Annotated in this window: 13 protein-coding genes and 1 pseudogene; 12 read left to right on the top strand and 2 right to left on the bottom strand. The window is 66.0% G+C overall.

Features of this window, described 5'->3' with window-relative positions; translation table 11 throughout:
- Positions 1–200 precede the first annotated feature (200 nt).
- Both AC30QB_RS11160 and AC30QB_RS11155 read left to right on the top strand, forming a co-directional pair.
- Positions 201–3,836, top strand: coding sequence for a PAS domain-containing sensor histidine kinase (locus AC30QB_RS11160; RefSeq protein ID WP_489546286.1), 3,636 nt, complete (start codon positions 201–203; stop codon positions 3,834–3,836).
- Between the two features lie 96 nt (positions 3,837–3,932).
- Positions 3,933–4,529 carry a response regulator gene (locus tag AC30QB_RS11155; protein WP_489546285.1) on the top strand — a complete coding sequence of 199 codons (597 nt, stop codon included), beginning with the start codon at positions 3,933–3,935 and terminating at the stop codon, positions 4,527–4,529.
- Between the two features lie 27 nt (positions 4,530–4,556).
- Here the strand turns inward: AC30QB_RS11155 and AC30QB_RS11150 are convergent, their stop codons facing one another.
- Positions 4,557–5,726, bottom strand: coding sequence for a sensor histidine kinase (locus tag AC30QB_RS11150; protein ID WP_489546284.1), 1,170 nt, complete (start codon positions 5,724–5,726; stop codon positions 4,557–4,559).
- Between the two features lie 154 nt (positions 5,727–5,880).
- Here AC30QB_RS11150 and AC30QB_RS11145 point away from each other — a divergent pair, with 154 nt between their 5' ends.
- From AC30QB_RS11145 to AC30QB_RS11100, 10 genes and pseudogenes are all read left to right on the top strand, one after another.
- Positions 5,881–8,853 (top strand): PAS domain-containing hybrid sensor histidine kinase/response regulator, encoded by a 2,973-nt coding sequence (locus AC30QB_RS11145; protein WP_489546283.1) that lies wholly within the window; start codon positions 5,881–5,883, stop codon positions 8,851–8,853.
- Between the two features lie 4 nt (positions 8,854–8,857).
- Entirely contained in the window at positions 8,858–11,113 is a 2,256-nt protein-coding gene (locus AC30QB_RS11140) for a putative bifunctional diguanylate cyclase/phosphodiesterase (RefSeq protein WP_489546282.1), read from the top strand.
- Between the two features lie 26 nt (positions 11,114–11,139).
- The gene (locus AC30QB_RS11135; protein ID WP_489546281.1) at positions 11,140–12,855 is read left to right on the top strand and encodes a GGDEF domain-containing protein; all 1,716 of its coding nucleotides are present in this window, start codon (positions 11,140–11,142) and stop codon (positions 12,853–12,855) included.
- A 28-nt stretch (positions 12,856–12,883) separates the two neighbouring features.
- Positions 12,884–13,522, top strand: coding sequence for a hypothetical protein (locus AC30QB_RS11130; RefSeq protein ID WP_489546280.1), 639 nt, complete (start codon positions 12,884–12,886; stop codon positions 13,520–13,522).
- Positions 13,523–13,706: 184 nt separating this feature from the next.
- Positions 13,707–14,010 (top strand): annotated as a pseudogene (locus AC30QB_RS11125) (phage integrase central domain-containing protein); the annotation flags it as partial.
- A gap of 417 nt (positions 14,011–14,427) precedes the next feature.
- Entirely contained in the window at positions 14,428–17,811 is a 3,384-nt protein-coding gene (locus tag AC30QB_RS11120) for a PKD domain-containing protein (protein WP_489546279.1), read from the top strand.
- 110 nt (positions 17,812–17,921) lie between these two features.
- Positions 17,922–18,719 (top strand): hypothetical protein, encoded by a 798-nt coding sequence (locus AC30QB_RS11115; RefSeq protein WP_489546278.1) that lies wholly within the window; start codon positions 17,922–17,924, stop codon positions 18,717–18,719.
- A gap of 107 nt (positions 18,720–18,826) precedes the next feature.
- On the top strand, positions 18,827–19,381 hold the full coding sequence (locus AC30QB_RS11110) for an ECF-type sigma factor (RefSeq protein WP_489546277.1): 555 nt from the start codon (positions 18,827–18,829) through the stop codon (positions 19,379–19,381).
- A 28-nt stretch (positions 19,382–19,409) separates the two neighbouring features.
- Positions 19,410–22,241, top strand: a complete 2,832-nt coding sequence (locus tag AC30QB_RS11105) for a serine/threonine-protein kinase (RefSeq protein ID WP_489546276.1) — start codon at positions 19,410–19,412, stop codon at positions 22,239–22,241.
- 154 nt (positions 22,242–22,395) lie between these two features.
- On the top strand, positions 22,396–22,878 hold the full coding sequence (locus AC30QB_RS11100; RefSeq protein ID WP_489546275.1) for a c-type cytochrome: 483 nt from the start codon (positions 22,396–22,398) through the stop codon (positions 22,876–22,878).
- Between the two features lie 544 nt (positions 22,879–23,422).
- Here the strand turns inward: AC30QB_RS11100 and AC30QB_RS11095 are convergent.
- Positions 23,423–24,601 (bottom strand): NHL repeat-containing protein, encoded by a 1,179-nt coding sequence (locus tag AC30QB_RS11095; protein WP_489546274.1) that lies wholly within the window; start codon positions 24,599–24,601, stop codon positions 23,423–23,425.
- Positions 24,602–24,972: the final 371 nt, after the last annotated feature.

Raw genomic sequence — 24,972 nt, 5'->3', positions numbered from 1 at the left:
CGATCCAAGAAAGACGGTCGCCTGCCGGGGCGAAATCCCGGCGCGGCCTCACGCAGTGAACAAGACCCAGGCAAAACCGAGCGGGTCTTCGATCCGCGAAGCGGACCCTGTCCTGAGGTATCGAAGGGTCAGGCTGAGCGGGTAGGCGCGCGCCGGCGCAGCGCAAGCCCACTCAGCAACCCGCTGCGTACACTGCCCCCATGTTCGACCCCAAGGCCCTGCGTCTCTTCCTCGACGTGCTGTCAGACGCCGTGCTGGTGCTCGACCGAAGCGGTCGCGTCTACTTTGCCAACGCGGCCGCGGGGCAGATGCTGCAAGCAGAAGCCGGCGCCACGCTCAACGACCTGAAGCCACTGCTAGGCGAGCCTTTGATCGCCGCCATCGGGCAGGTGCTGGTCAAAGGCGTGCCGCGAATCGGCGCCCCCAAAGCAGACATCCCGGAGTCGCTGACTCTGCCCGACGGCCGTCGCTTCAGCGTGGCGCTGTCGCCGCTGGAGGGCGAACGCTGGGCCTTGCGCCTTGCGGCCGACGGCGCAGCACCGGCCGTGACCACTCCGGAGCGGCCCGCCGCCTCACCGTCGATGTCATCCGAACTCGTGGGTCTGTTCTGGGAGTCGCCATTCCCGGCCTGCCTGCAAGACAGCGACTACCGGCTGGTGCAGGTGAACCAGGCGTTCATCGACTTCACCGGTTTCAGCGCCGTCCAGCTGATCGGCCGCGACCCTGTGGAGCTGCACCCGCAAGAAGACCGCGAGCTGAACCTGGCCTACCGCGGCCAGATGCCAGAGATGTCGCAACCGGGCCAACCCGCGCGGCTGATGGAGCGGCGACTCATTCACGCCGATGGCCGCGAGCGCTGGTATCGCAGCACGTGGCGCACCTGGGTCGACGAGCAGGGCCAGACGCACTATCTCGCGGTGTTGCAAGACAGCACGGCCGAACACGTGGCGCGCGAGCGGGCCGATCGTTCGGTGCGCGAGCTCGACGATTGGTTTGACCTGAGCCCCGTGGGCATGGTGCTGTTTGATGAGCAAGGGCTGCTGGTGCGCACCAACCCGGCGTTCGAAGCGCTGGTGGGCCAGGTGCCCGTGCTCATGTCGGAGGCTGAGCCCGGCATTCAGCAACTGCTGTGCTGGCACGATGGCGCGCCGCACGACGGATTGAAACCCGGCGCAAGCCCAGTGGAGGCTCAGGCCTGGGTGATGCTGCCCGACGCCAGCTTGCGCCGCCTGCGCTCGGCCGTGCGCAGCTACCGCACGGTGAGTGGCCAGCTGCGCTTCATGGCGGTGGTGGAAGACCGCAGCGCCGAAGAAGAGCGAGATCTGGCGCAGATGCAGATCGGTGCGCTGATGGACACCGCGGGCGTGGGCCTGGCCACCTTCCAGGAGTCTTCAGGCTGGGTGCAACACAGCAGCGCGCTCCCGGCTCTGGCCGGCGAGGCACCGGCGTCGGCTGCCTTGCAGTCGATACGGCGCGATGTGGTGATGCCCGAGTCGTTGCCCGAATACGAGCGCCTGCAGCACGCGCTGCGCCATGCCGAGCGCGCCGAGGTGCGTTACGCCATCCGCCACCCGGAGCTGGGCCAGCGCTGGCTGCTCACGCGCGTGGAGCCGGCCACGCTGGCCTCGGGCAAGCGCACCACCTCGGTGGTCACGCTAGACATCACCGAGCAGCACCAGTCGCAGCAGCGCAGCGAAACGCTGCTGCGCGAGATGACCACCATCCTGGAAAGCACCACGGCTGGCATCGCCTATTTGCGCGGCGGGGTGCTGGTGCGCTGCAACAGCCGCTTCGAGGCGCTGCTGGGCTTTCATTCCGGCAAGATGGTGGGCAGCGGCCTGCATGAGCTGTTTGCCAGCCAGCCGCATGCGCAGGTGCTGGTCAGTGACATCGAGGCTGCGCTCGAGCGAGACGCGGCTTTCGAGGCCGAGTTGTCGATCGACTTGCAGAATCAGTCGCGGCAGTGGTGTGCGCTGACGGTGCGCCGGGCCGGGCCGGTGGGCGATGCGTCTGAGGCGATTGCGGTGCTGTCCGATATCACCCGGCTCAAGGCGCAGCAGATGGAGCTTGAAGCCGTGGCGCGCGACCGCGAGCTGATGTTCAGCCTGTCGGAGGTGGGCATCGCCTTCATCCGCAACGACCGTATCCAACGAGCCAACCAGGCCATGGCCGAGTTAACCGGTAACCACCCCAGTGCGATGAACGGCCTCGCCACCTCGACCCTGTATGCCAATGAGTCCGAATACCTGCGGCTGCGCGGCGTGACTCGCCAGTCGATGGAGCAGCACGGCAACTGGCTCGCCGAGCGGCAGCTTCGGCGCCGCGACGGCAGCCTGATCTGGGTTCAGGTGAGCACCCGGCCAGTCAATGGTGAAAACCTCGACGACGGCATGATTGCCTCGTACGTCAACGTGGACGACCGCCACCGCGCGCAGCAGGCCGTGGGCCTGCAGGCCGAGCGCACTCGCGCCATCCTCGATTCGGTGCTGGTGGGCATCGTGACCGTCGGGCCAATGGGCATCGAGTGGATGAACCGCTCGGCGCGCCGAATGTTTGGCGGTGACCTGGCCGACTTCATCAACCAGCCGATGAGCACCGTGGCCACGCAGGGCCCCGAGCACCCGTTTCGTCAGACGCAATACCTCAACGAGCTGGTCGAGGGCCAGGCCGAGACCTTCGAGTGCAAGGTGAAGGCGCGCGACGGGCGCGAGTTTTGGGTGGTGGGCAATGCGGTGGTGACCGGCCGCGAGTCGACCGGCCGGCAGCTCACCTATGCGCTGCTCGACATCGAGCGACGTCGCCAGGCCGAGGCGCGCACGGCTGAGGCGCAGGCTTCGCTGCAGCGCGTGATCGAGGCCGCGCCGCTGGCCATCACGCTGTACGACGCCAGCAGCCTGCGCATCTTGCAGGTCAACCAAGTGGCCGCGCGCAGTGCCGAGCACTCGGCGGGGCAGATGATCGGTCGCACCCCCGAAGAGGTGTATCCGGGCATGGTGGCCGAGCAGCGCCGCCTAGACATGACGCAGGCGCTGGCCGCGCGCGATGTAACGCAGCGCGAGTACCGCGTCGACACCCAAGGCGAAACGCAGCTGTGGGACGCGCGCTACCTGCCGCTGGCCGCGCCCGATGCGCCGCCTGACCAGTTGCTGCTGGTGGCAACCGATGTGACCGAGCAGCGTGCTGCGCAAGAGGCCCGCTTCGAGGCGGCCATCGCGCAGCGCGAGATGCTGGTGAAGGAAGTGCACCACCGCATCAAGAACAACCTTCAGGGCGTGGCGGGTCTCTTGCAGCAGATCGGCGCACGCAAGCCCGAGATGGCTGCGGCCATGTCAGAGGTGGTGGGGCAGGTGCAGGCCATCGCGCAGGTCTATGGCCTGCAAGTGGGCGTGGCCGGGCCACTGCGGGTGAAGAGCGTGCTCGAAGCCATCACCGGCTCGGTGCAGCGCACCTTCGGGCGCACCATCAAGTTCACGGTGGAAGGGCCAGCACCCCACCTGTGGGCGCTTCCTGAGGCCGAGTCGATCCCGATCGCACTCACGGTGAACGAGCTGCTGACCAACGCCGTCAAGCACAGTGCGGCCATTGACGACCCATCGGCCGTGCACTGCCGGCTGGTGTGCGGCGAGGCGTCGATCCAGATCGCGGTGGCCAACCGCGGGCATTTGCCGGTGGGCTTCAGCCTGGCGCGCTTTCCGGGCGGGGTATCGGGCCTGGGCCTGGTACGTGCGCTGCTGCCGCGCCGCAGCGCCAGCTTGACGGTGGAGCAGCAAGGGGACGATGTGGTGGCCACCGTTGCGCTGGTGTCGCCCGGTGTCACACGGCTGGAGCCGGTCTAAGGGCGCTGAACGAGCCAGCACGCAGCCGCTTACACGGTAGTGGCTGCAAACAAGGGGTTTCGGCCACAATTCATGATTCCCCCGGCGAGGCCCCTCGTGACGCAAAAAGGCAAGATTCTTGTGGTTGACGACGACCGGCTTGTGCTGGCGACGCTCACGCACGGCCTTGCCGCGGCGGGCTACGAGATCATCGACGCCGACAACGGTGACGACGCGATTTTGCTGGCCCGCGAGCACCGCCCCGACCTGGCGTTGCTCGACATCCGCATGGAAGGCAAGAGCGGCTTTGACGTGGCGGCCTATCTGCGCGAGTACTGCCAGATGCCCTTCATGTTCTTGTCGGCCTTCTCCGACGACGCGACCGTGGCTCAGGTGAAAGAGCTAGGCGCGGTGGCCTATCTGGTGAAGCCGCTCGACATACGCCAGATCGTGCCGGCGGTGGAAGCCGCATTTGCGCAGCTGAGCAAGCGGCGCAGCGAGGCGGCCAACGCGGGGCATGCGGCAGCCGATGACGCGCTGGCACAGGTGGTGGCAATGGCAGTCGGGGTGCTGATGCACCGCTACTCGCTGCCACGCACGGCCGCGCTGGAGCGGCTGCAGAAGCTGGCCACCAGCGAATCGCGCTCGCTGCAGGTGCAGGCCGAGCGGCTGCTGGAAGCGGTGGAGCTGCTGTCCAAACCCGGCGAGGCCTGAGCGGGCGAGAGCAAAGCGCCTGGGGTGCTACTCCTTTATCCAGAAGACGAACCGGGCGCCTCGATCCACTTCGCCCTCGGCCCAGATGTCCCCACCATGTCGGCGAATGATGCGGCGCACTGAGGCCAGGCCCACGCCTGTGCCCTGAAAGTCATTGGCGCTGTGCAAGCGCTGAAACACCCCGAACAAGCGGTCGGAGAAGCGCATGTCGAAGCCCGCGCCGTTGTCGCGCACGCTGAAGGCCGGGCGGCCTTCGTGCTCGGTGCGCTCGAAGCGTATGCGCGGCTCGCGGCATTTGGCGGTGTACTTCCAGGCGTTGCCGAGCAGGTTTTCAAGCGCTACGCGCAGCAGCGTGGCGTCCCCCTGCACCTGAAGGCCGGGCTCAATGTAGACCTCGACCTGGCGCTCGGGCGACTGGCGCTTCAGGTCGTCGACGATGTAGCCCACCAACTGCGTCACGTTGACCGGCTGGCGCGACAAGGGGCGCGACGACAGCTGCGACAGCGCCAGCAGTGAGTCGATCATGCTGTTCATGCGGGCGGCCGCGCCCAGCACGCGGTCGAGGTGGTCGTTGCCGATGCGGTCGAGCAGGCGGCCATAGTCTTCTTTCACGATCTTGGTGAATCCTTCCACCACCCGAATCGGCGCGCGCAAGTCATGCGAGACGGTGTAGCTGAAAGACTCGTGCTCGCCCGTGTCGCCTTCAGCCGACACCGGGCCGGGCAGGGCGGTGGCCGAGGGCTCGGCGGGCAGCTCGCGGGCGGTGCCCACATGGCCCGCGTAGCGGCCTTCGGCGTCGAGCAGCGCCGTGCCGCGCAGTACCCACGAGTGCCGCTGCCCGGTCGCGTCTACATGCCAGACCGTGAGCGCGTCGAGGGCGGCGTGACTTTGCACGCGCGCGCGCAGCGAGTTGTCGTTGAACTGGAAGTGCTCCCACAACAGCGGTGCGCCATTGAGTGCGGGCCATGCAGCTGTAGCCGAGGCCGGTGGGCGCAGCAGGGTGAGACGGTGCTGGGCATCGGTGTGCCATTGCCACACGTCGAGGGTGCTGTCTAGGGCGTGGGCACGGGCCCGGGTGGCTTGCAATTCGGCGCCAGAGCGGTGCTGGTTGCGCTGTGCCCGCAGGGCCCACGCCATGGCCGCCGCGGCTGCCAGCATGGCGAGCAGTGCCAACACGGAGAGCAGCACGAGCGTCATTGGAATGATTGTAAGGACTGACCACCCGGCATCGCACCACGGGCGTGGGATTCAAGTCACTGGGGTTTATGCCGAAAACAGAACGGTAAACCGTGAAGGCCGCCACTCGGCGTTTTGCGAATCGAAAGTTCGCGTCGAAGTCTCTGCTCTGCTCATGCCTTTGCTGACGTCTCGTTTCTTGCTGGTTCTGGCGGCGCTTGCCGCGGGCCTGGCCCTTGCCGCAGCGACCGACGTCGCCCACTGGCTGGCGGCGGCTGCTGCCGGTGCCTTGCTGGCCGCCGTGCTGTCCCAGCGTTGGCGAGGCGCCAGGGCCCAAGCCAAGGCTGAACCGAATGCGGCCGCGCCGAGCGACGGTGCGCCTGGGCGCGAGTTCTTCCACACCCTGGTCGAAAACTTGCCCGCGAGCCTGTATGTTTTCAGCGTCGCCGACCGCCGCGTGCTGAGCATCAATGCGCATGCCGAGCGTGAGTTTGGCGTGCGGCGCGAAGACATCGTGGGCAAGACGCTGATCGAGGCGCTGGGCGCCAACGTGAGCGCCCTGGCCGAACCGGCGATGGCCGAGGCCTTGGCGCTGCACACCACGGTCGACCGCGATTTTGAAATTGACACCCGTCATGGCAAACGTGTGGTGGGGGCGCGCTACTTTGCGCTGCGCAATGCGCAGGGCGAGCCGAGCGTGCTGATTGCACTGGCGCGAGACATCACCCGCGAGCGCCTCGCCGAGCGCGAGCTCCAGGAGGCCCAGGCGCGCTTTCGCGAGTTTGCCGACACGGTGGAAGACGCGCTCTTCGTCACCAACCCGATGCGCGACCATTTTCAGTTCATGACCACGGTGAAGTACGACGGCCAGCGCATCACGCGTTCGAACTTCGACATCACGCCCGCGGCCCTCAACGCCTATGTCGAGCCGGCCGACCTGCCCCTGCTCGACGAACGCCGGCAGCGCGAGCTGAACCTGGAGCCGACCGACATCGTCTACCGCATAAAGCACCCCCGCATGGGGCTGCGCTGGATGCGCTCGCGCACCCGCTCGCGCCGGATGCCCGACGGCGAGATACGTGTATACGGGCTGGGCTCTGACGTGACGTTGGAGCGCGAGCGTGAGATCGAGCTGCAGCGCGCACGCAACGCAGCCGAGCATGCAAGCCAGGCCAAGAGCCAGTTCATGGCGAGCATGAGCCATGAAATTCGCACGCCGATGAACGGCATTTTGGGCATGACGGAGCTGCTGCTGGGCACGCCCTTGTCAGACAAGCAGCGCCGCTTCGTGCAGGCGGTGTACCGCTCGGGTGAGTCGCTGCTGGAGATCATCAACGACATACTCGACTTCTCGAAGATCGAGGCCGGCAAGTTTGAGCTTGCCAGCATCGACTTCCTGCTGCGCAGCGTGGTCGAAGACACACTGGAGCTGCTGGCGCCGCGCGCACACGAGAAGGGCCTGGAGCTGAGCTTTCGCGAAGAGCCTGGCCTGCCGGTGGTGGTGAAGGGTGACCCTCTGCGCCTGCGGCAGGTGCTGACCAACCTGGTGGCCAATGCCATCAAGTTCACCGAGCAGGGCGAAGTGGTGGTGACGCTGGGCACGCCGCCTGGTGGCTTGGCTGGTCGCCTGGCGTTTGCAGTGCGCGACACCGGCATCGGCATTGAGAAAGAGGTGCTGCCACGTCTTTTCAGCGCCTTCACGCAGGCCAGCGTGGGCAGCTCACGCCGCTATGGCGGCACCGGCTTGGGCTTGAGCATCTCCAAGCAGCTGGTCGACCTGATGGGCGGTGAGATCGAGGTCAGCAGCCAGCCTGGGGTGGGCTCGGAATTTCGCTTCGTGCTGCCGTTGGGGCTGGTCGAGGCCGATAGTGCCGCACTGGGGCTGGATCTGGTGACCATGCCGCACATGCGCATTCTGGTGGTCGAAGACAACGAAACCAACCGAATCGTGCTCGACAACATGCTCAACGCCTGGGGCATGGACGTGGTGCTGGCCAATGATGGGCGCGAGGCGCTCGAGATCTTGCAGGGGCAGACGGCGATAGCCCCGCAGTTCGACATGGCCCTGGTCGACATGCGCATGCCCCGTCTGGACGGCATGGGCCTGGCGCTGGCATTGCAGGCTTCAGGCCTCCAGCCACAACTGAAGATGGTGCTGCTGTCGTCGGTGTCGTCGCCCGATGACGTGCGGGCCGCCCACCAGGCCGGTTTCCACCGGTTCGTGCCCAAACCGATCCGAAAAGCCGAGTTGCGGCAAGCCATTCTGGGCATTTCTGCCTCGAATGCAGATCCCGCACGATTGACGCCGCGCCTGAACGCACACATCCTTGTCGTGGAAGACAACGTCGTCAACCAGGAAGTGATCGGGCAAATGCTCAGAACGCTGGGGTGTCGGGTTCGGGTGAGTACCGGCGCACTGGCGGGCCTGCGGGCCATGTGCGAGAAACCCTTCGACCTGGTGCTCATGGACATTCAAATGCCGGGCATGGACGGGGTGGAGGCGCTCAACTGGTTTCGCCGCGGAACGGCCGGTCGTTTCAACTTCCTCACTTCAGCAGATACTCCGATCATTGCGGTCACGGCCAATGCCCTGGGTGGCGATGAAGAGCGCTTCCTGGGCCTGGGGTTCGATGACTACTTGTCCAAACCGTTTCGCCAGAGTCAACTGCTTGCAATGCTGACCAAACACCTTCGCCCCGCAGCGCCTGTCCATGCCGGCGATGCGGGTTCACCCGGGGGCGCCGCGCAAGGTGGCGCTCTCAGCGAGCCCGGCGGCTTGGGCGATGCAGAGCTTGATTCCAACGTGCTCGATGCCCAGGCTCTGGAGCGGCTGCGCGAGCTCGACCCCAATGGCGAGAATCGCCTTATGGAGCGCGTGGTGAATGCCTTCGAAAGCTCGGTGGGGCGGCTGATGCCGCAGCTGCAGGACGCGCTCAATGCCAATGAGCTGGGGGGTATCCGCCACGTGGCCCACACCCTAAAATCATCGTCCGCCAGCATCGGGGCCATGAAGCTGTCAAGAATGTGCTCGGACGTCGAATCCAGAGCTCGCCAAGAGCAGTCAGAGGGCATGCCCGAGCGCATTGCCAATCTGCAGACCGAGGTCGAAATAGTGCGCGTGGCGCTGAAGCGAATCCTCGGTGCCTGACTTCATGACCTCCAGCGCTGCCTTGGTCGACGACGATCCCTTGGTTCAGCCCAAGGTGTTGCTTGTCGATGACGACGAGGTCAACCTGCTGCTCACCGCCATCGCCCTGCGCGAGCGCGGTTTTGCCATCACCGAAGCCACCAGCGGTGAGCGCGCCATTCAACTGCTGGCCGACTGGCTGCCCGACGTGGTGGTGCTCGATGCCCTGATGCCCGGGCTAGACGGCTTCCAGACCTGCCGCGAGCTGCGCGCCTTGCCCGGCTTCGAGTCGCTGCCGGTGCTGATGCTGACGGGTCTCGACGACGAAGCTTCCATCACCCGCGCCTATGAGGCCGGTGCCACCGACTTCTTCGTCAAATCCACCCAATGGAGCTTGCTGGCCGGCCGCCTGCGCTACCTGCTGCGCTCGTCGCGCACCCGGCTTGAGCTGGAGCGCAGCAAATCAAAGCTTGCACGCGCGCAAGACCTGGCGCGCATGGGCAGCTTTGACTGGCGCATGGGCAGCGGCAGCCCGGTGTTCTCGGTTGAAGGCCTGCGCGTGTTTGGCATGGGCGTGGGTGACAAGGCCAGCATGCGCGGCGTGCTGCGCATGGTGCCCGATGAAGACCGTGAAGGTTTCATGATGGTGCTGCACGACGTGTACCGCCACAGCTCGGTGCTGGCCACAGACATTCCGGTCACGCTGCCCGATGGGCGGCAGCAACGCATCATCCACGTCGAGGCTGAGCCCGAGTTCAACGAGCACGGCAACTTGTCGGGCTACACCGGCATCGTGCAAGACGTGACCGACCGGCGCATGGCCGAAGACAAGATCCGCCACCTGGCCAACTTTGATGCGCTCACCGGCCTGCCCAACCGCCGCCAGCTGATCTGGCGCGCCGAGCGCGCACTCGAACATGCACGCCGGCTCAACCACCCGGTGGCGCTGTTGCTGATCGACCTCGACCGCTTCAAGGTCATCAACGACACGCTGGGCCATGGGGCCGGCGACGAGCTGCTGATGGAGGTCTCGCGCCGCCTGCGCTCGTGCGTGCGCCACTCTGACCAGGTGATGGAAAGCTCCATCGAATCGATGGGCTCACGCTCGCACCGCACGCTGGAGGCCGTGGGCCGCCTGGGTGGCGACGAGTTCGTGGCGCTGTTGCCCGAGGTTTCTGACGAGGCCGATGCCGAGCGCGTGGCCAGCCGCATTCTCGACGTGATGCGCGAGCCCATCTTCGTGGGCGGGCAAGAGTGCTTCGTGACGGCGAGCGTGGGCATTGCGATGTTCCCGCGCGACGGCGCCACGGTCGCCGACCTGATGCGCAACTCTGACGTGGCGATGTACTCGGTGAAAGCGCAAGGCCGCAACGCCGCGCTGCTGTACCGCCCGGCGCTGGCCGGCAAGGGCCGCGAGAAGCTGGAGCTGGAGTCCGCGCTGCACAAGGCCATTGAGCGCAACGAGCTGGTGCTGCACTACCAGCCGAAGGTTGACGTGCGCGGCGCCAAGATGGTGGGCGTCGAAGCGCTGATGCGCTGGCAGCGCGGCAGCGTACTCGTGCCGCCGGGCGACTTCATTCCATTGGCCGAAGAAACCGGCCTCATCATTCCGCTGAGCGAGTGGGCCATACGTGAGGCCGCACGCCAGGCGCGGCTTTGGCAAGACAGCTTCGGCTTCAGCGATTCGATCGCAGTCAACCTGCCCAATCGCTTGTTCGAGCGCACCGATCTGGTCGAAAACATCCACCAGGCCGTCACGCTCTACGGCGTGCCCCACCACGCCATCGAGCTTGAGATCACCGAGACGGGGCTGATGAAGGATCTGCAGAACGTGATCCCCTCGCTGCACCGGCTCAACGAAATCGGTGTCGAGATTTCCATCGACGATTTCGGCACCGGCTATTCATCGCTCGCCTACCTCACCACCTTGCCCATCAGCGAACTCAAGATCGACCGCTCTTTCGTGCGCGACCTGGGCATGACGCCGCAAAGCTCCGCCGTGGTCACCGCCATCATTGCCCTGGCGCGCTCACTGGGCCTGCGCGTGATCGCCGAGGGCGTCGAAAACATGCGCCAGATGGAAGTGCTGCACCGCCTGGGCTGCGTGGTGATGCAAGGCTTCTTGTTCAGCAAGGCGCAGCCGCCCGAGCTGCTTGAGCAATGGCTTGAGCAGACGGTGCTGCCGCGCAAGGCGCCCTGGATCGTTAACGCCGACGAGAACGACGCGGCCGATGCCTTGCGTGCCGCTGTCGACGCGCGCACGCGCTTCACGCCAGGCTGAAGCTCAACCCCATTCTCTGACCCTCGATGGACACGACGACACGCGCTGCCGTTCCACGCGCCGCCGCTGACGCCTTGGCACCCCAGCTTGCCAAGGCTGCGCTGCGCCGGCTGGTGATGGAAAAGCTGGAACCCACCCCCGAGAATTACGCCCGCGCCTACTACCAGGAGGCCGGCACGCCACCCCCCGTGGCGCCCGCGCCAGCAGCGCTTGCGGCGGACAAGGAAGACTCAGCCGCGCAGGCCGTGGCCCTGGCCAGCCTGATCGAGCGCGTGGTGCGAGGCGTGCAGCGCGGTGGCCGTCAATGGACCGCCGCGCGCAAGAAAGACAGCCTGCAGCGCGTGCTCTCAAGCTCTCGCAGCGACGCACAGCGCTTGCAGCAGCGCCTGGGGCAGCTGCTGGCCGGCTGGGAGAGCGACACCATCGACGGCGCTGTGGACCCCGAAGCGCTGCAGGTTGTGGTGGAGCAGCCCTGGTCTGAGCCCACGCAGCCCGCGCCCTTGTCGGCGGCAGACGGCGCCGCTGGCCCCACACTCGACGACACCACCACGCCCATCTGGCGAGAGCTGCTGGCCCACCTGGGGGGCACGCTGCAACAGGCTTTCCCGGCCCCGCCTGCGCCCAGCGCCGAGCTGGCCGACGAGCTGGCCGAGATCACCAAACGCATACGCGAGCGCGGCCCGACCGTCGGGCAGAGTGATGAGATCGATCAGCTATGCAAGCGCGCGGTGCGGGTGCTGGCCCATCGCCACCACCTGATCGACCAGCTGGGCGGGCTGTGCGAGCAGCTTACCGCCAGCCTCACCGACCTTGCCGAAGACGAAAGCTGGGCCAAGGGCCAGTGCGAGGCCATGCAAAGCGAGATCGAGTTCGGCCTTACCGCGCGCAGCGTGCGCTCGGTAAGCGAGCTGCTGAGCAACACGCGTGAGCGGCAAAAGCAGCTGCGCGTGGAGCGTGCCAAGGCGCGCGATTCGCTCAAGGCGCTGATCAACCAGATGCTCAGCGAGCTGGGTGAGCTGGGCTCGCAGACTGGCCGCTTCCATGAAAACCTGGGGCGTTATGCCGGTGTGATCGAGAAGGCCGATTCGCTCGAAAGCCTGGCCGGCGTGGTGCGAGAGATGGTCGAAGAAAGCCGCACCGTGCAGTCGATCGTGAAGGTGGCGCAGGGCAAGCTGCAATACGAGCATGAGCGCGCCACCGATCTGTCTGAGCGGGTGGTCGAGCTCGAAACCGAGCTGGTGCGCCTGTCGCAAGAAGTCTCCACCGACCAGCTCACCAAGATTGCCAATCGCCGCGGCCTGATGCAGGCTTTCGATGCAGAACGCTCACGGCTGGAGCGCGAAGGCACGCCGCTGTCGATCGGGCTGCTCGATGTCGACAACTTCAAGAAGCTCAACGACGAGCTGGGCCACAACGCCGGCGACGTGGCGCTCAAGACATTGGCCGAGGTGGTGAGCAAGGCCCTGCGGCCTATGGACCTGGTGGCGCGCTACGGCGGCGAAGAATTTGTGGTGCTGCTGCCCAACACGCCCGTGGCCGAAGGCGAGCAGATCCTCACGCGCTTGCAGCGATCGCTCAGCGGCGGCCTGTTCATGCACGAAGAGAAGCGTATCTTCGTCACCTTTTCGGCCGGCGTGACGGCGTACCGCCCTGGTGAACGCATTGAAATCGCCCTGGAGCGAGCAGACGAAGCCTTGTATGAAGCCAAGCGGACGGGCAAGAATCGAACTTGTGTCGGCTGATGCTGCTCCAAGCGGGCAGGAGGTTCCCATGACCGCTTTTCCCTTTGCCTTTGAATGCCCCAAGCTGATGGCCAGCCTGGGCAGCGCGCTGATGCTCGCCGGCTGCGCCTCAACCCCGTCGCTTGACGCCCAGTGGGCCGACCCGCAACTCGTGAGTGGCAACCCCTTGCGCGGCGCACGCGTGCTGGTGGTGTGCGAGGCCCAAGACCTGGTGCTCAGGCGCGTCTGCCAAGACCAGGTGGGTGCCCAGGTGCTGACTGCAGGGGCAACGCCGGTTGCTGCGCCTGATGCGCCTGGCGACCCGACCACCGCGGCGGTGGCGTCGGCGCAGCATTTGGCTGCCGCCAAGGCGGCAGGCGCCAAGGCCGTGTTGCTGACCGTCATCGGGCAGAACAGCAGCGTTACCAAGCCCGGCTTTTCGATCGGCTTTGGCCTGGGCGGCTTTGGGGGTGGGGGCGTGGGTGGCGGTGTGGGCGTGTCAGCCCCCATAGGCGGTGGCAAGGTGGCCACAGGCTACGCAGCCAACAGCTCAATCACCGAAACCACCAGCGGCCGCCTGATGTGGACGGGCCGGGCCAGCGAGTCGCCTTCTGACGACCTGAGCGCGCAGGTGGCGGCGCTGGCGAAATCGGTGGTGGCGGGGGCGGGCAGGGCCGGCTTGTTTTAGCGGCACCTGGCGGAAGCGGTGACCGCCATTCCACGGTTTCATGAGATCTCGTAAAAGCTCGCAGGGTGCTAGTAAGCCCAGTATTCATGCGGCTTTGCGAACCATCGTTGATTCTTGACGTCTCGCGCCGAACGACTTGCCCTTCGATACCTGCGCGGAACAGTAGGTCCTCGCCAAGGCCCACGAGTGGAAGAACCCCAAGAGCCAGGCTCAATGGCGAAGCTCGCTCAAAGAGTACGCGACGCCGCGCATCGGAGATCTGCACGTGCGCCTCATAGACACCACCCACGTGCTCAAGATTCTGGAACCCATTTGGCTGAAGAAGGCGGAAACGGCTTCGCGGCCGGATCGAGTCAGTTCTTGATTGGGCCACCACGCGTGGACACCGGGATGCTGCGAACCCTGCCCACTGGGCCGGGCACCTGCAAATGCTGTTACCCACCACCAGCAAGATCAAGAAGGTCAAGCATCATGAATCGGTGCCCTAACGCGAGATAGGCGCGTTCATGACGCGGCTGCGTCATGCCGAGGGCATGCTCGCGCGCTTGTGCGCGTATTGAGTTCGAGCTTGCGCATGCGCATGTCCTCGGTCATGCGTTGGCGCAGCGGTGAGACCTGGGAGACGATGGCTTCATGATCCTGCTCCTGTTGAAGAGCGAGGCGGATGCCTTGCAGCTCAACGTTGGCAGGAACGATGCAGCGAACGTCAACTGATGCCACCGCAGCGGCTACCTCGCGAGCGGTTTAGTCCAAAGACTGGGTGCGGACGGCCAGCGGACGTAGCGCACCTCGATAGCGAGGTGGCCCGCATGTCGCGGATGTTGTCGCGCTTAGCCTCGTCGTTCGATTCCAGTCAAATCAACGAAGAGCCAAAACTATTTGCATAGGGCGATGTCCAGCATTGGATGGGCAACGCGTTAACACCTCTAAGCCCCCTCTGTTTGGAGTTGAACATGCGCCCACGTTTCGCCCCCTTTGCCTCGCGTTTCCTGACGTGTCTTGCATTGGTTCTGCTGGTTTCCTGTGGAGGAGGCGGCAGTTCCGACGCGCCTGGGACCGGCACGCCACCCACTATCCCACCGCCTCCTACAGCGCCGACGGCAAGCTTCACTGCGGCCGCAACAGCACCCACCAACGCACCGATCGCCTTCGATGCGTCGACCTCGAGCTCGTCCGCCGGCGCCTTGCAATACGTCTGGGACTTTGGCGACGGCACGCGAGGCGGTGGCGCCAAGATCGCGCATGCATATGCGGCGGCTGGCACGCGCAGCGTGACGCTGACCGTGGTCGACACAGCAGGCGTGACCGGAACCGCCACGCGCAGCATCACGGTCAGTGCCGCAGCTGCCGCCACCGGCACCGTGGTCGTGCACACCGCCGTGGTCGACCTGAGTGGTGCCGCGCTGTCGGGCGTCACGATTGCGCGCCAGGGCAGCGCCTCGGTGCTCGGCACGACCGATGCCAGCGGCGTTGCCGCCGTCACGCTGGAGCGCGGGATCCCTTTCGCGCTGCGCCTGGCGAAGTCCGGTTACGCCGAACAGGTCATGACGGTGCAACTGCCGGCGGCGGCAAGCATCGACTCGCGCATCAACGCCGTCATGCGGCCGCGCGACGCCGCGCAAATGCTCACCGACGCCCATGTGGGCGGCACCCTGGCGGGTCGCGGTGGCGCGACCATCACGCTGCCGGCCGACGCACTCGTCGATTCGACCGGCGCCCTGGTGACGGGCGCTGTGTCCATCGCCATGACGCCGGTCGACCCAACACTCAAAGGCGGCGGTGGCTTTCCCGGAAGCTTCGACGGCGTCAAGGCCGACGCCTCGATCACGCCGCTCGTGAGCTTCGGCACGGTCGAGTTCGTGCTCGGCAGCGACGAGGCGCGCCTGCAACTCGCGCCGGGCAAGACGGCGACGATCGAGCTGCCGATGTACGCGACACGTAGGCTCGATGGAACGGTGGCCGTGGCAGGCGACTCGATTGCCCTCTGGTCTCTCGACGAAACCACCGGGCTCTGGACCCAGGAAGGCACCGGCACCGTGGTCGACAACGCGACGTCGCCGACCGGGCTCGGCATGCGCGCCGTCGTTTCGCACTTCTCCTGGTGGAACACCGACCTGGGCTTCGACCCGTACGGACCGAAGCCCAAGTGCGTATACGACGACGACATCGGCCTGCCCGAGGCCCGCGACAGCTTCAACAACGCGACCATGTGCAACATGCTCGCTGAAATGGAGCGCACGCTCGGCGGCAATGCCAGTGTCGGTCGCACGCGAGCGCTGGCAGACACCGACCCTGCTGTGATCGCCGGCTACTCCCGGCAAGCGACCGTGCCTATCGCGGGCGGCACCATCATCCTGGTCCCGGCCAACCGCAACGTGGTCCTGAGCGCCACTGCGCTGAACGGAACATGGACGGGCAGCGTGGTGGTCAATGGTCCCATCGGACGCGATGAGGACGTGTTGATCAGGATGCGGCCATTGGCTGTTTCCGGGCCCGTTGCCGAAGCCATCACTTTCCCGGTCGATATCACGCGGAGCATCCAGCCGGCAAGTGCTGCGCAGTTCTCGTTCACGGGTTCTGCCACCCAGACGGCGAGATTCACCATTGGTGCTCCGGGCTCGCAGGTGCTCGTGTCCGGCACCGCCCGCATCCTGCAAGGTTCGACCGTCATCGCCAGCAGGCCGTTCAGCACCGCCAGCAGCGCGATGCTCGTGCTGGCGCCGCCTGCGCCGGGCAACTACATCCTTGAGGTTCAGACGCAGCAATTCGCGGGTGTACGCATCCAGGGTGCCCTGATCGGTGGCGCGCAGGACGAGACGCTGGCCCTTCCATCCGACGTGACACGGCTGCTGCCGGCCTACACCCTTTATCGCGCGAGCTTCGATGTCGCGTCGCCGGCCGGCGCTCATTTCGCTGCGCAAGCAGGCAGCATGGACCTGCGCCTGCTGGCCCCTGACGGCAGCGTCATCTGGTCGAAGGGCCGGGCGACGGGCATCAATCTGATCGACGTCAGCCTGCCGGTGGCGGGCCGGTACACCTTCACGGCGTACGACAGCACCGGTAACGAAAATTCGCTGCGCCTCACCGCCGAGCTGAGCGACTGGGGGCCCGTCTCCGAGGGCGTCATTGCTAACAGCCTGTCGTCCCCGGTGCTGGACCTGGTCGCGGACCGCAACGGCAAGCCGGTGCTCGGGCATGTGACCAACCCCCTCGTTGGCAGCCGGCGCACGCAGGTCCTGCAGCTGCGGCGCTTCACCGGCTCCACCTGGGAAGACCTCGGCGGGCCAATCACGTCGGAGCTTTCATGCGAGCCCCACTCCGCCAGCATTGCATTCGACAGCCACAACACACCGACGATCGTCTACCAGAGCCGCACGGTAGCCGATGACTACCGGGTCACGGCCAGTCGCCTGGTGAACGGCGTCTGGACGGCGATCGGGCCGAATGCCGGGGTGCTTCCCCACGCGTCCATCAGCGGGGCGGGCGGCCTGTGCGTCGACAGGAATCAACCTCGCGTGACCCTCGATACGGCGGATCAGCCTGTCGTTGCCTATCGCGACAACAGCGGCAACCTCTGGGTCCAGCGTTTCAACGGCGTGGCCTGGGGCAGGCTCGCCGCGGCCGCGACCGAGTCGTTCCCGGCCTCCTACAACGTGGCGGATCTGGGCGTCGATCCCAGTGGCACGCTCTGGCTGGCTTACCCAGCCGCCAACGGCGGCACCACGCCCCCGTTGCGCGCAGCCCGCTTTGACGTGGCCAGCGGCACCTGGCAAGCCGCAGGTCCCAACGGGGGTGTCCTGCCCGAGAGCAACACCAATGGCTGGGGCAGCGCGCGCCTCTTGTTCGACGCGGCCGGGCGGCCTGTCATCGCGGGCTCGATCGGCGTGCTGGACAGCACCCGCACCAGCAGCAGCACAGGCACGGCGGTGTATCGATTCGACGGCACCAACTGGGTGTCCACGGGGGGCTACAACCTGCCGAACAGCCTCGTCCAGGGCGGTCCCGTTGTCGGCTTCGCCATGCTCGGCAATGACGCCCTGATGTCGTGGCAGAACCAGACCCGTAACGTGGGTGTGGAGACCATCGTCCAGCGCAACACGGCGGGCGGGTGGTCCGGCTTGGGCAGCACCCCCAAGGGGGCCCTCGCGACGTATGCAGCCCACGGCCTGACGCCGGAACGCGCAGTCTACGATTCGCGATTGCTGGTGGTGAATACCGACGTGTACCTGGCTGCGGCGATCGCAAGCCCGCAAGGCCCGCAGCTCGTGTTGCTGAAGAAGCTGCGGTAAGACAGGTGCCCCAACCCACTGCGAGCGGATGTCCATCTTCGCGCCCTCATCTCGTTCATCCCTTCAGGACAAGCGCGCAGCGTCATGCGCCGTCCCGGCGAGGGAGCGTGATGGACAGTCTTTTCAAGGCCCTGTTGACGGCGATCATGGTATTGCTCGTGATGGAAGTGGCCCGTCTCAGTGGTCGTCGTTGGGCCGGGGTGGCGGCCGCTCTGCCCACGATCACGGCACCGACATTGGCCTGGCTCGTGCACGAACGTGGAGTTGCGTTTGCCGTCAACGCATCGATCGCGAGCGTGAGCGCCTGCGCGATGCTCGCGATGTTCTCGATGGGCTATGCATGCGCCGCGCGACGCATGGGCAAGGCTGGCGCGCTGCTGTGCGGACTGGCGGGTGCGCTGGCACTGGCCTGGCCTGCGTTCGCAGCGAGCAGCCACCTGGCGGACGCGCTGATGCTCGGCCTCGGCTGCAGCGCGCTTGCGCTCATCTGCATTCCCATCGGCACACCGTTGGCAGCCGCGCGGGCACGCCCTCGTCACTCATTGGCCTGGATGGCCCTCGCCGCGGGCAGCCTCACCGCTTTGGCGGCGACGGCCGGCCCGGCACTCGGCCCTTTTGCGACGGGGCTGCTGTCGTCCCTGCCGGTGATCAGCGCGGCCGTCGCAGTGTTCGAGCACGCCCATGGAGGGCACCGTGCGGTGGCAAACTTTCTGCAAGGCTATGCCTGGGGCCTGTTCGGAAAAGTTGCCTTCGGCGCGGTGTTCGTGCTGCTGGCGCCGCGCATCGGGGCAGCCGTGGCGTTGCTGCTGGCCTGTGCATGCGCGGGTTTCATGTCGCTGCTGCCGGTCGGGGGGCTGCTCTTGCGCAAGCTGTCGCACAGCGGTTACCCGCAACGTGGGCTGGAGTGACTGGGTGATGCTGCCTTCGACGGGTCTTCGCTCCCGCCGTATCGGGGGTCGCGCAATTCTCCCGATACCATCTGCCCTCCGCACTGGAAGTTGGATGGGAAGTCGGCATGGGGGAAGTCACACTCTTGATCGAACGCGCACGCGAAGGAGACCGAGCGGCCTTCGACCGCATCTTCGAATTGCTCTATCCAGAACTTCGACAGATCGCGCGCCGGCGCCTGTCGCGCAACGCGCGCGACGGTCTGATCGAGACGACCGCGCTTGTCAACGAGTGCTATCTGAAGTTCGTGCAGCGAGAGAGCCTGACGCCGAACGACCGCTCGCACTTCCTTGCCTACTCGGCGACCGTGATGCGTTCGATCATCGTCGACGCGGCCCGCGTCGCCCAGACCGCCCAACGTGGCGGCGATGCGGAGCAGGTCCCGCTGACGACCGATGTGATCGCGTCGGTACCAGACCCAGCCCACGAAATCCTCGATGTGCACGCCGCGCTAGAAGATCTCGGCCGCATCGATGCGAGGCTGGCCCGCGTAGTGGAGATGCGCTACTTCGGCGGCATGGACGATGCCGAGATCGCCGAGGTGATGGGCATATCCACGCGAACGGTGCGCCGCGACTGGGACAAGGCACGCCTGTTGCTCGCCCAGGCGCTCAGAACCTGATGATGCCGGGCCTGGCCGGAGTCACGGCATGACGCCGCTGTCACCGTTCGCTGCGGAGTGGCCAGCGATCAGCGCGCTGCTTGACGAGGCGCTCAGTCTGCCCGCGTCGGAGCATGCGACCTGGCTCGATGGCCTGATGGGCGCGCGCGCCGCACACCGCGAGGCGCTGCGCTCGTTGCTCGCGCACCAAGCCGGCGTCGAAACCGACGACTTCCTGGGCGAGATGCCCCAACTGGACATCGATGCGGATGACCAGCCACACCAAGGCCTGGCCGAAGGCAGCCTCGTCGGCGCCTACCGGCTGATCGCCGAGATCGGGCGCGGCGGCATGGGCACAGTGTGGCGCGCCGAGCGCTCGGATGGAACGATGAAGCGGCAGATCGCGCTGAAACTGCCGCGCATCGTCTGGGGCGACACGTTCTCGGAGCGGCTGGCGCGCGAGCGCGAGATTCTCGCCACGCTTGAGCACGAGCACATCGCGCGGCTTTACGACGCCGGCGTCGACGCCCACGGCCGGCCCTTCCTTGCGATGGAATACATCGAGGGCGAGCCCATTGACACCTACTGCCGCACGCACGCGCTGTCTCTGCGCGAGCGCCTCGCGCTGCTGCTGCAGGTGATGGCCGCGGTCGCGCATGCCCATGGGCGACTGGTCGTGCACCGCGATCTCAAGCCCGCCAACATCGTCGTCAGCAAGCACGCACGGGTGCATCTGCTCGATTTCGGCATTGCCAAGCTGCTGGAAGGCGACCGCACCCGCCAGACCGCGCTGACGGAGCTGGCGGGTCGCGCTCTGACGCTGGACTACGCGAGCCCCGAGCAGATTCGCGGCGAACCGCTGGGTACGGCCAGCGACATCTACAGCATGGCCGTGGTCGCCTACGAAGTGCTGGCGGGCAGCCGCCCCTATCGACTGAAGCGGGCCAGTGCCGCGGAGCTTGAAGAAGCAATCGCCTCGGTCGCACCGCCACCTGCCAGCGCCGGCGCGACCGATCCGAGCATCGCCCGCCAATTGCGTGGCGATCTCGACGCGATTCTCAACAAGGCGTTGAAGAAGGTTCCGGGCGAGCGTTACCCGACGATGGAGGCCTTCGCGCAAGACCTGCGACGCTACTTGATCGGCGAACCGGTCGAGGCGCGGCCCGACGGATTGGCTTACCGCACTGGCAAGTTCGTTCACCGATATCGGCTGCAGGTGGCGGCCGGCGCGGTGGTGTCCGTTGCACTGGTTGCCGGTACGTCGGTTGCCCTGTGGCAGGCGCGCGAGGCGCGGATCGAGGCCGCCAACGCCAAGGCCGTGCAGGACTTCATCGAGTCGGTCTTCAATGCGAATTCAGGCGACCAGGCTGACCCGATGGCCGCGCGCGCCATCACCGCGCGCGAGCTGCTGGATCGCGGCGCCGATCGCATCGACAAAGAGCTGCCCTCGGCTCCCGAGGCGCAACTGCGCCTCTATGACTTGCTTGCAGACATGTACGGTGAAATGTCGCTCAACGAGCGCAGTCTCGCGCTCAGCCGTCGCGGCCTTGTGCTCGCGACACGCCTGCACGGCAAGGACAGCACGGCGGCGCTGAACACGGCGGCTCGGATCGGGCAGCTCCTGGACGATCTGGGCCGAAGTGACGAAGCCCTCGCCATGTTGTTGGAGGCGGACGCGGTCGCGCGCACCAGGCGCGACGACCGCGATCGCACGCGCATGCGGATCGATACCGACCTGGCGCAAGTCTTTTTGAATCGCGATCTGCCCAAGGCGCTGGAACGGGCCCGCGTCGCGGCGGCCATTGCACGTGCTCAAGATTCCTCGTTGCATGGCATCAGCGCGCTGCACTTGCTGGGCGTGGTGGCCCGAAAGGCGGGCCATTTGCAAGAGGCCCGCCAGGCGCTCGTGGATGCCGTAGCAGGGATCGATCAGCAACCGAACCGAGTGGCAGGCGAGTCGGCCGAGATTCTCGCGGCACTCGGTGAAGTCGAGAATGACCTTGGACAACCCGAACTTGCGGGCACATCGTTTGCGCGCGCGCTTGCCGCCGCTGAGCGGGTAGGCGACCCGGTTTCACAGCGCGTTCCTCGCTACAAGCTGGCCCGATATGAGTACGAGAACGGGCTGTGGCGCGAAGCTTTGCATACAGCCGGTCAGGACTACGACTGGGCCCGTGCGCTCGGGCCCCTACATGAATTTGGGCCCTTGCCTGCCCGTGTCACGCTCCACTACGGTCGCACGCTGGTGGCTTATGAAAATGCCGCTCGCGGGCTGGTGGTGCTCGACGAAGGGCGCGCCTTGATGCCACCGCAGGCAAAAAATTGGGAAGCGCCCTATTGGGCTGCGCGCGCCCACGCACTGATCTCGCTGCAACGACTGAAAGAGGCGGGCGCCGATGTTGAACGTGCCATGTCGGCGCTCGCCGTAACCAGCGACAGGAACACCACCGAGATGGTACAGGCGACCCGCCGCCGCTACTGGGTGTCGGTGGGCAAGGCAGAGGAAGCGTTGCAGGATTTTTCTGCCCACCCGCCGATAGCCGGCGAGACGACCACGACCTACACCGCCCTGCGTCGCCAGGCCGAGGAGGCGACGCTACGGCTTGCCGCAGGCCAGAACACTGCTGCGCGCACGACGGCCGCCGCCGCGCTGGCAACGATAGACCGGCTGCCCGAACGCCGCTTTGTCCGCGACGTGGAGGCTCGGATGACGGCAGTGATGGGCCAAGCACTGCTACACGAGGGTCGGGTCGCCGAAGCGCTCCCCGTGCTGCAAAACGCCCTGGCGCTGCACCTCGCCCAATACGACCCAGTACACAGCCCGGCGACTGCGAAGGTTCGCCTCGCGCTGGCCGAGGCCCAGCGCCGAGCCGGCCGTTGACGACACCCGACCCGCTCGCCGAACCATGAAGGCCAAACTTCGATTCGCAAGGGGGCGTGTCACAAACTCGGCTCTGATCTCGTTCTCGATGGGGTAGCCACTGCTTCGAACGGGCGCAGCAGGGTGTCTTGTTCCCTACTCAAGGAGTTCACGAATGCGAGTTTCCCTTCTTCATCTCATGACGGTCGCCGGCATGGTCGCGCTCGTTTCGCCGGCAGCGGCCGCCCCGGCAAACGATATCGAGCGAGGCAAATATCTCATCGTGACCTCCCACTGCAACAACTGCCACACCGCCGGTTTTGCTGCAAGCCAAGGTTCAGTGCCGGAGAGCCGATGGCTCATGGGCAACCCGGTGGGTTGGAAGGGCAAAGACGGGACCGCCTACGCGCCGAACCTTCGACTCATGTTCCGTGACATGTCTGAAGACGGGTGGCTGGTGATGGCGCGTCAAAGCCGCGCTCGGGCGCCGATGCCCTGGTGGTCCGTGCGCGACACGAACGATGATGACCTTCGCATGATCTATCGCTACGTCAGATCACTGTCCCCGCTGGGAACCCCAGCGCCGGAGTTTCTTCCCGCGGATCAACCGCCTCGGCCGCCGTACAACCAACTGCCCGATTTGAGCGTCCCCCACTAGGATTTCAGCTCACCGGACACACCGCGCGCCTCGCTGCAATCGTGGCTTCGTCGCGCCATTCCCAGCGAACCCGATGTGACCGCCCGTGCGCAGTTGAGGGGGCGATTCGCGATCAAGCATGTCCTAAACACAAGGCCGATCTCGTCATGGATAAGGTGACCCCTGCTTCGAGCATGTGGGTGCACGGTGGTTTGTCCAGGCCCAAGGAGTTCGCGAATGCCAATTTCCCATCTTCCTTTGAACGCATTGCGGCGTCTCGCCGTGATGCGAGATCGGCCGAGATCGGGGTCAATTTCCCAGGCAGGTTTCGCAACAGGCACCTCTCGCCGGATAGCCCGCGTCATTTCGTTGTGTGCCTGTCTGGTTGCGCCACTCGCTGCCTGCCATGGCGACAAGGGAATTGACCGCGTGCCGCCAGCGGATCATGTCGAGGCCATGCGACCGATACAACCGTTCGACGAGCAGTTTGTCGTCACCCCAACGCCGTGATCGATCTGTTCACCTCGGTGTTGAGCGCATGCAAGCGGTGGCACATTCATTCGCCTCATCGAATTCGCCGGATCACCTGATTGCTGGTGTCGGCGATGAACAACTGATTGTTGAAGAACGCGACGCTTGCAGGCGCATTGAAGGTCGCAACATTGAGGCTGCCGTTGGCTGAGCCGGTGGTCTTTTCGATGCCGGCCACGGTGGTGACTTGGCCGGCTTTAGTGATCTTTCGAATGGTCTGGTTGTTGAGTTCACTGACATACACATCGCCCGTGGCAGGATCGACGGCCAGACCGGCGGCGCCGTCAAAACGCGCAGCATCGCCGGTGGCGTTCACATAGCCCGCCATGCCGCACTTGCCAGCCAGGGTGGTGACCTGGTTCGCCGGTGCCGGGGTGATCTTGCGCACGCAGTAGTAGTCGGCCACGTAAAGGTTGTCTTGCGCGTCCAGCCCGATGCCGCGCGGGTAGAAGAACCGGGCCGTTGCACCGGCGCCATCGGCCGTGCCGTTCTGGAGCGCCAGTCCGGCGATGGTGCTGACGGTGCTGGTCGAGCCGCTGAACACGAGGCGCCGTATCGTGTAGTTCCCGCTGTCGGCAACGAAGAGTTCACCGGTGCGGGGGTTGTAGACCGTGCCCTTGGGTCGGTTGAATCGGGCAGTGGGTCCGTAGCCATCGGCAGAGCCGGCAGGCCCCAGCGCGCCGGCCACGGTGACACCATTCACGGTGGCCCCGCTGTTCCCGTTCACCTTGCGCACGAGGCTGGTCGAGCTGCCGTCGGCTTCGGTCCAATAGGCCGACGGTGAAGGATCATTTCCGGGGTTGCCGATCGTGATGGCGCTGGGGGTGCGCACCTGCGCCGTCGACGGGCCGCCATCCACGCTGCCGCTGGTGCCGAGGCCGAGAAGCGTGTAGACGGGGTTGCCATGGCCGTCGATGACCTGGAGGCGAATTCTTTCGTTGAGTCCACCGATGTACAGGAGCACGTCGGTGTCCGTCGGGTAGGACGGCCGTGTCACCGCCAGACCTTCGGGGTAGTTGAAGGTCGCCAGAACGCCGGTACCGTCATCGCCGCCTCTGACCCCGGCCTGCCCGGCGATGGTTTCGACGACGGTGAACGTGGGGCCGCTCGCCGTGGCAGTGGGTGAGCCGCTGTCGCCTCCACCGCCACAGGCGCCGAGCCCCAGCAGCAGGGCAGAGGCGATGGCATCGCGAATGACAGGAGAGTTGTTCATGACATGGACCTTTCAGGTAGTGGCTGTGGGACGGGATGGCAGCCCGCGGTTCGCCGGGTAGGCGCCGCTTGGGCGGGTTTCCGGTGGGTGCGCAGGGCTTGCGCATTCATGGCAGCGTCGCGACGAGCATCTGGCCCGTGTTGAGCACCACCCATGCGTTTCGCCTCGATGACGAGCTCCCTGTCTATAGGTACGCGGTACGCCGGCGATTGCTGTCACCGCCGCGAAAATTATTTCGCCGCGCCGCGCCGCGTCGGGCGATGCCAGGGCCCAAGGCGACGATGCCAATGCCGTGGCCAGCTGGGAGTTCATGGAAGGTCAGCCGTTCGACATTTGCCACGGCCGTGTCCGTTTGAAACTTGCAATCTCGT

Origin of the sequence: Rhizobacter sp., assembly GCF_046595475.1 — a bacterium.
Classification (GTDB): Bacteria; Pseudomonadota; Gammaproteobacteria; order Burkholderiales; family Burkholderiaceae_C; genus Rhizobacter.
This window is presented reverse-complemented; position numbering and strand designations above follow the sequence as displayed.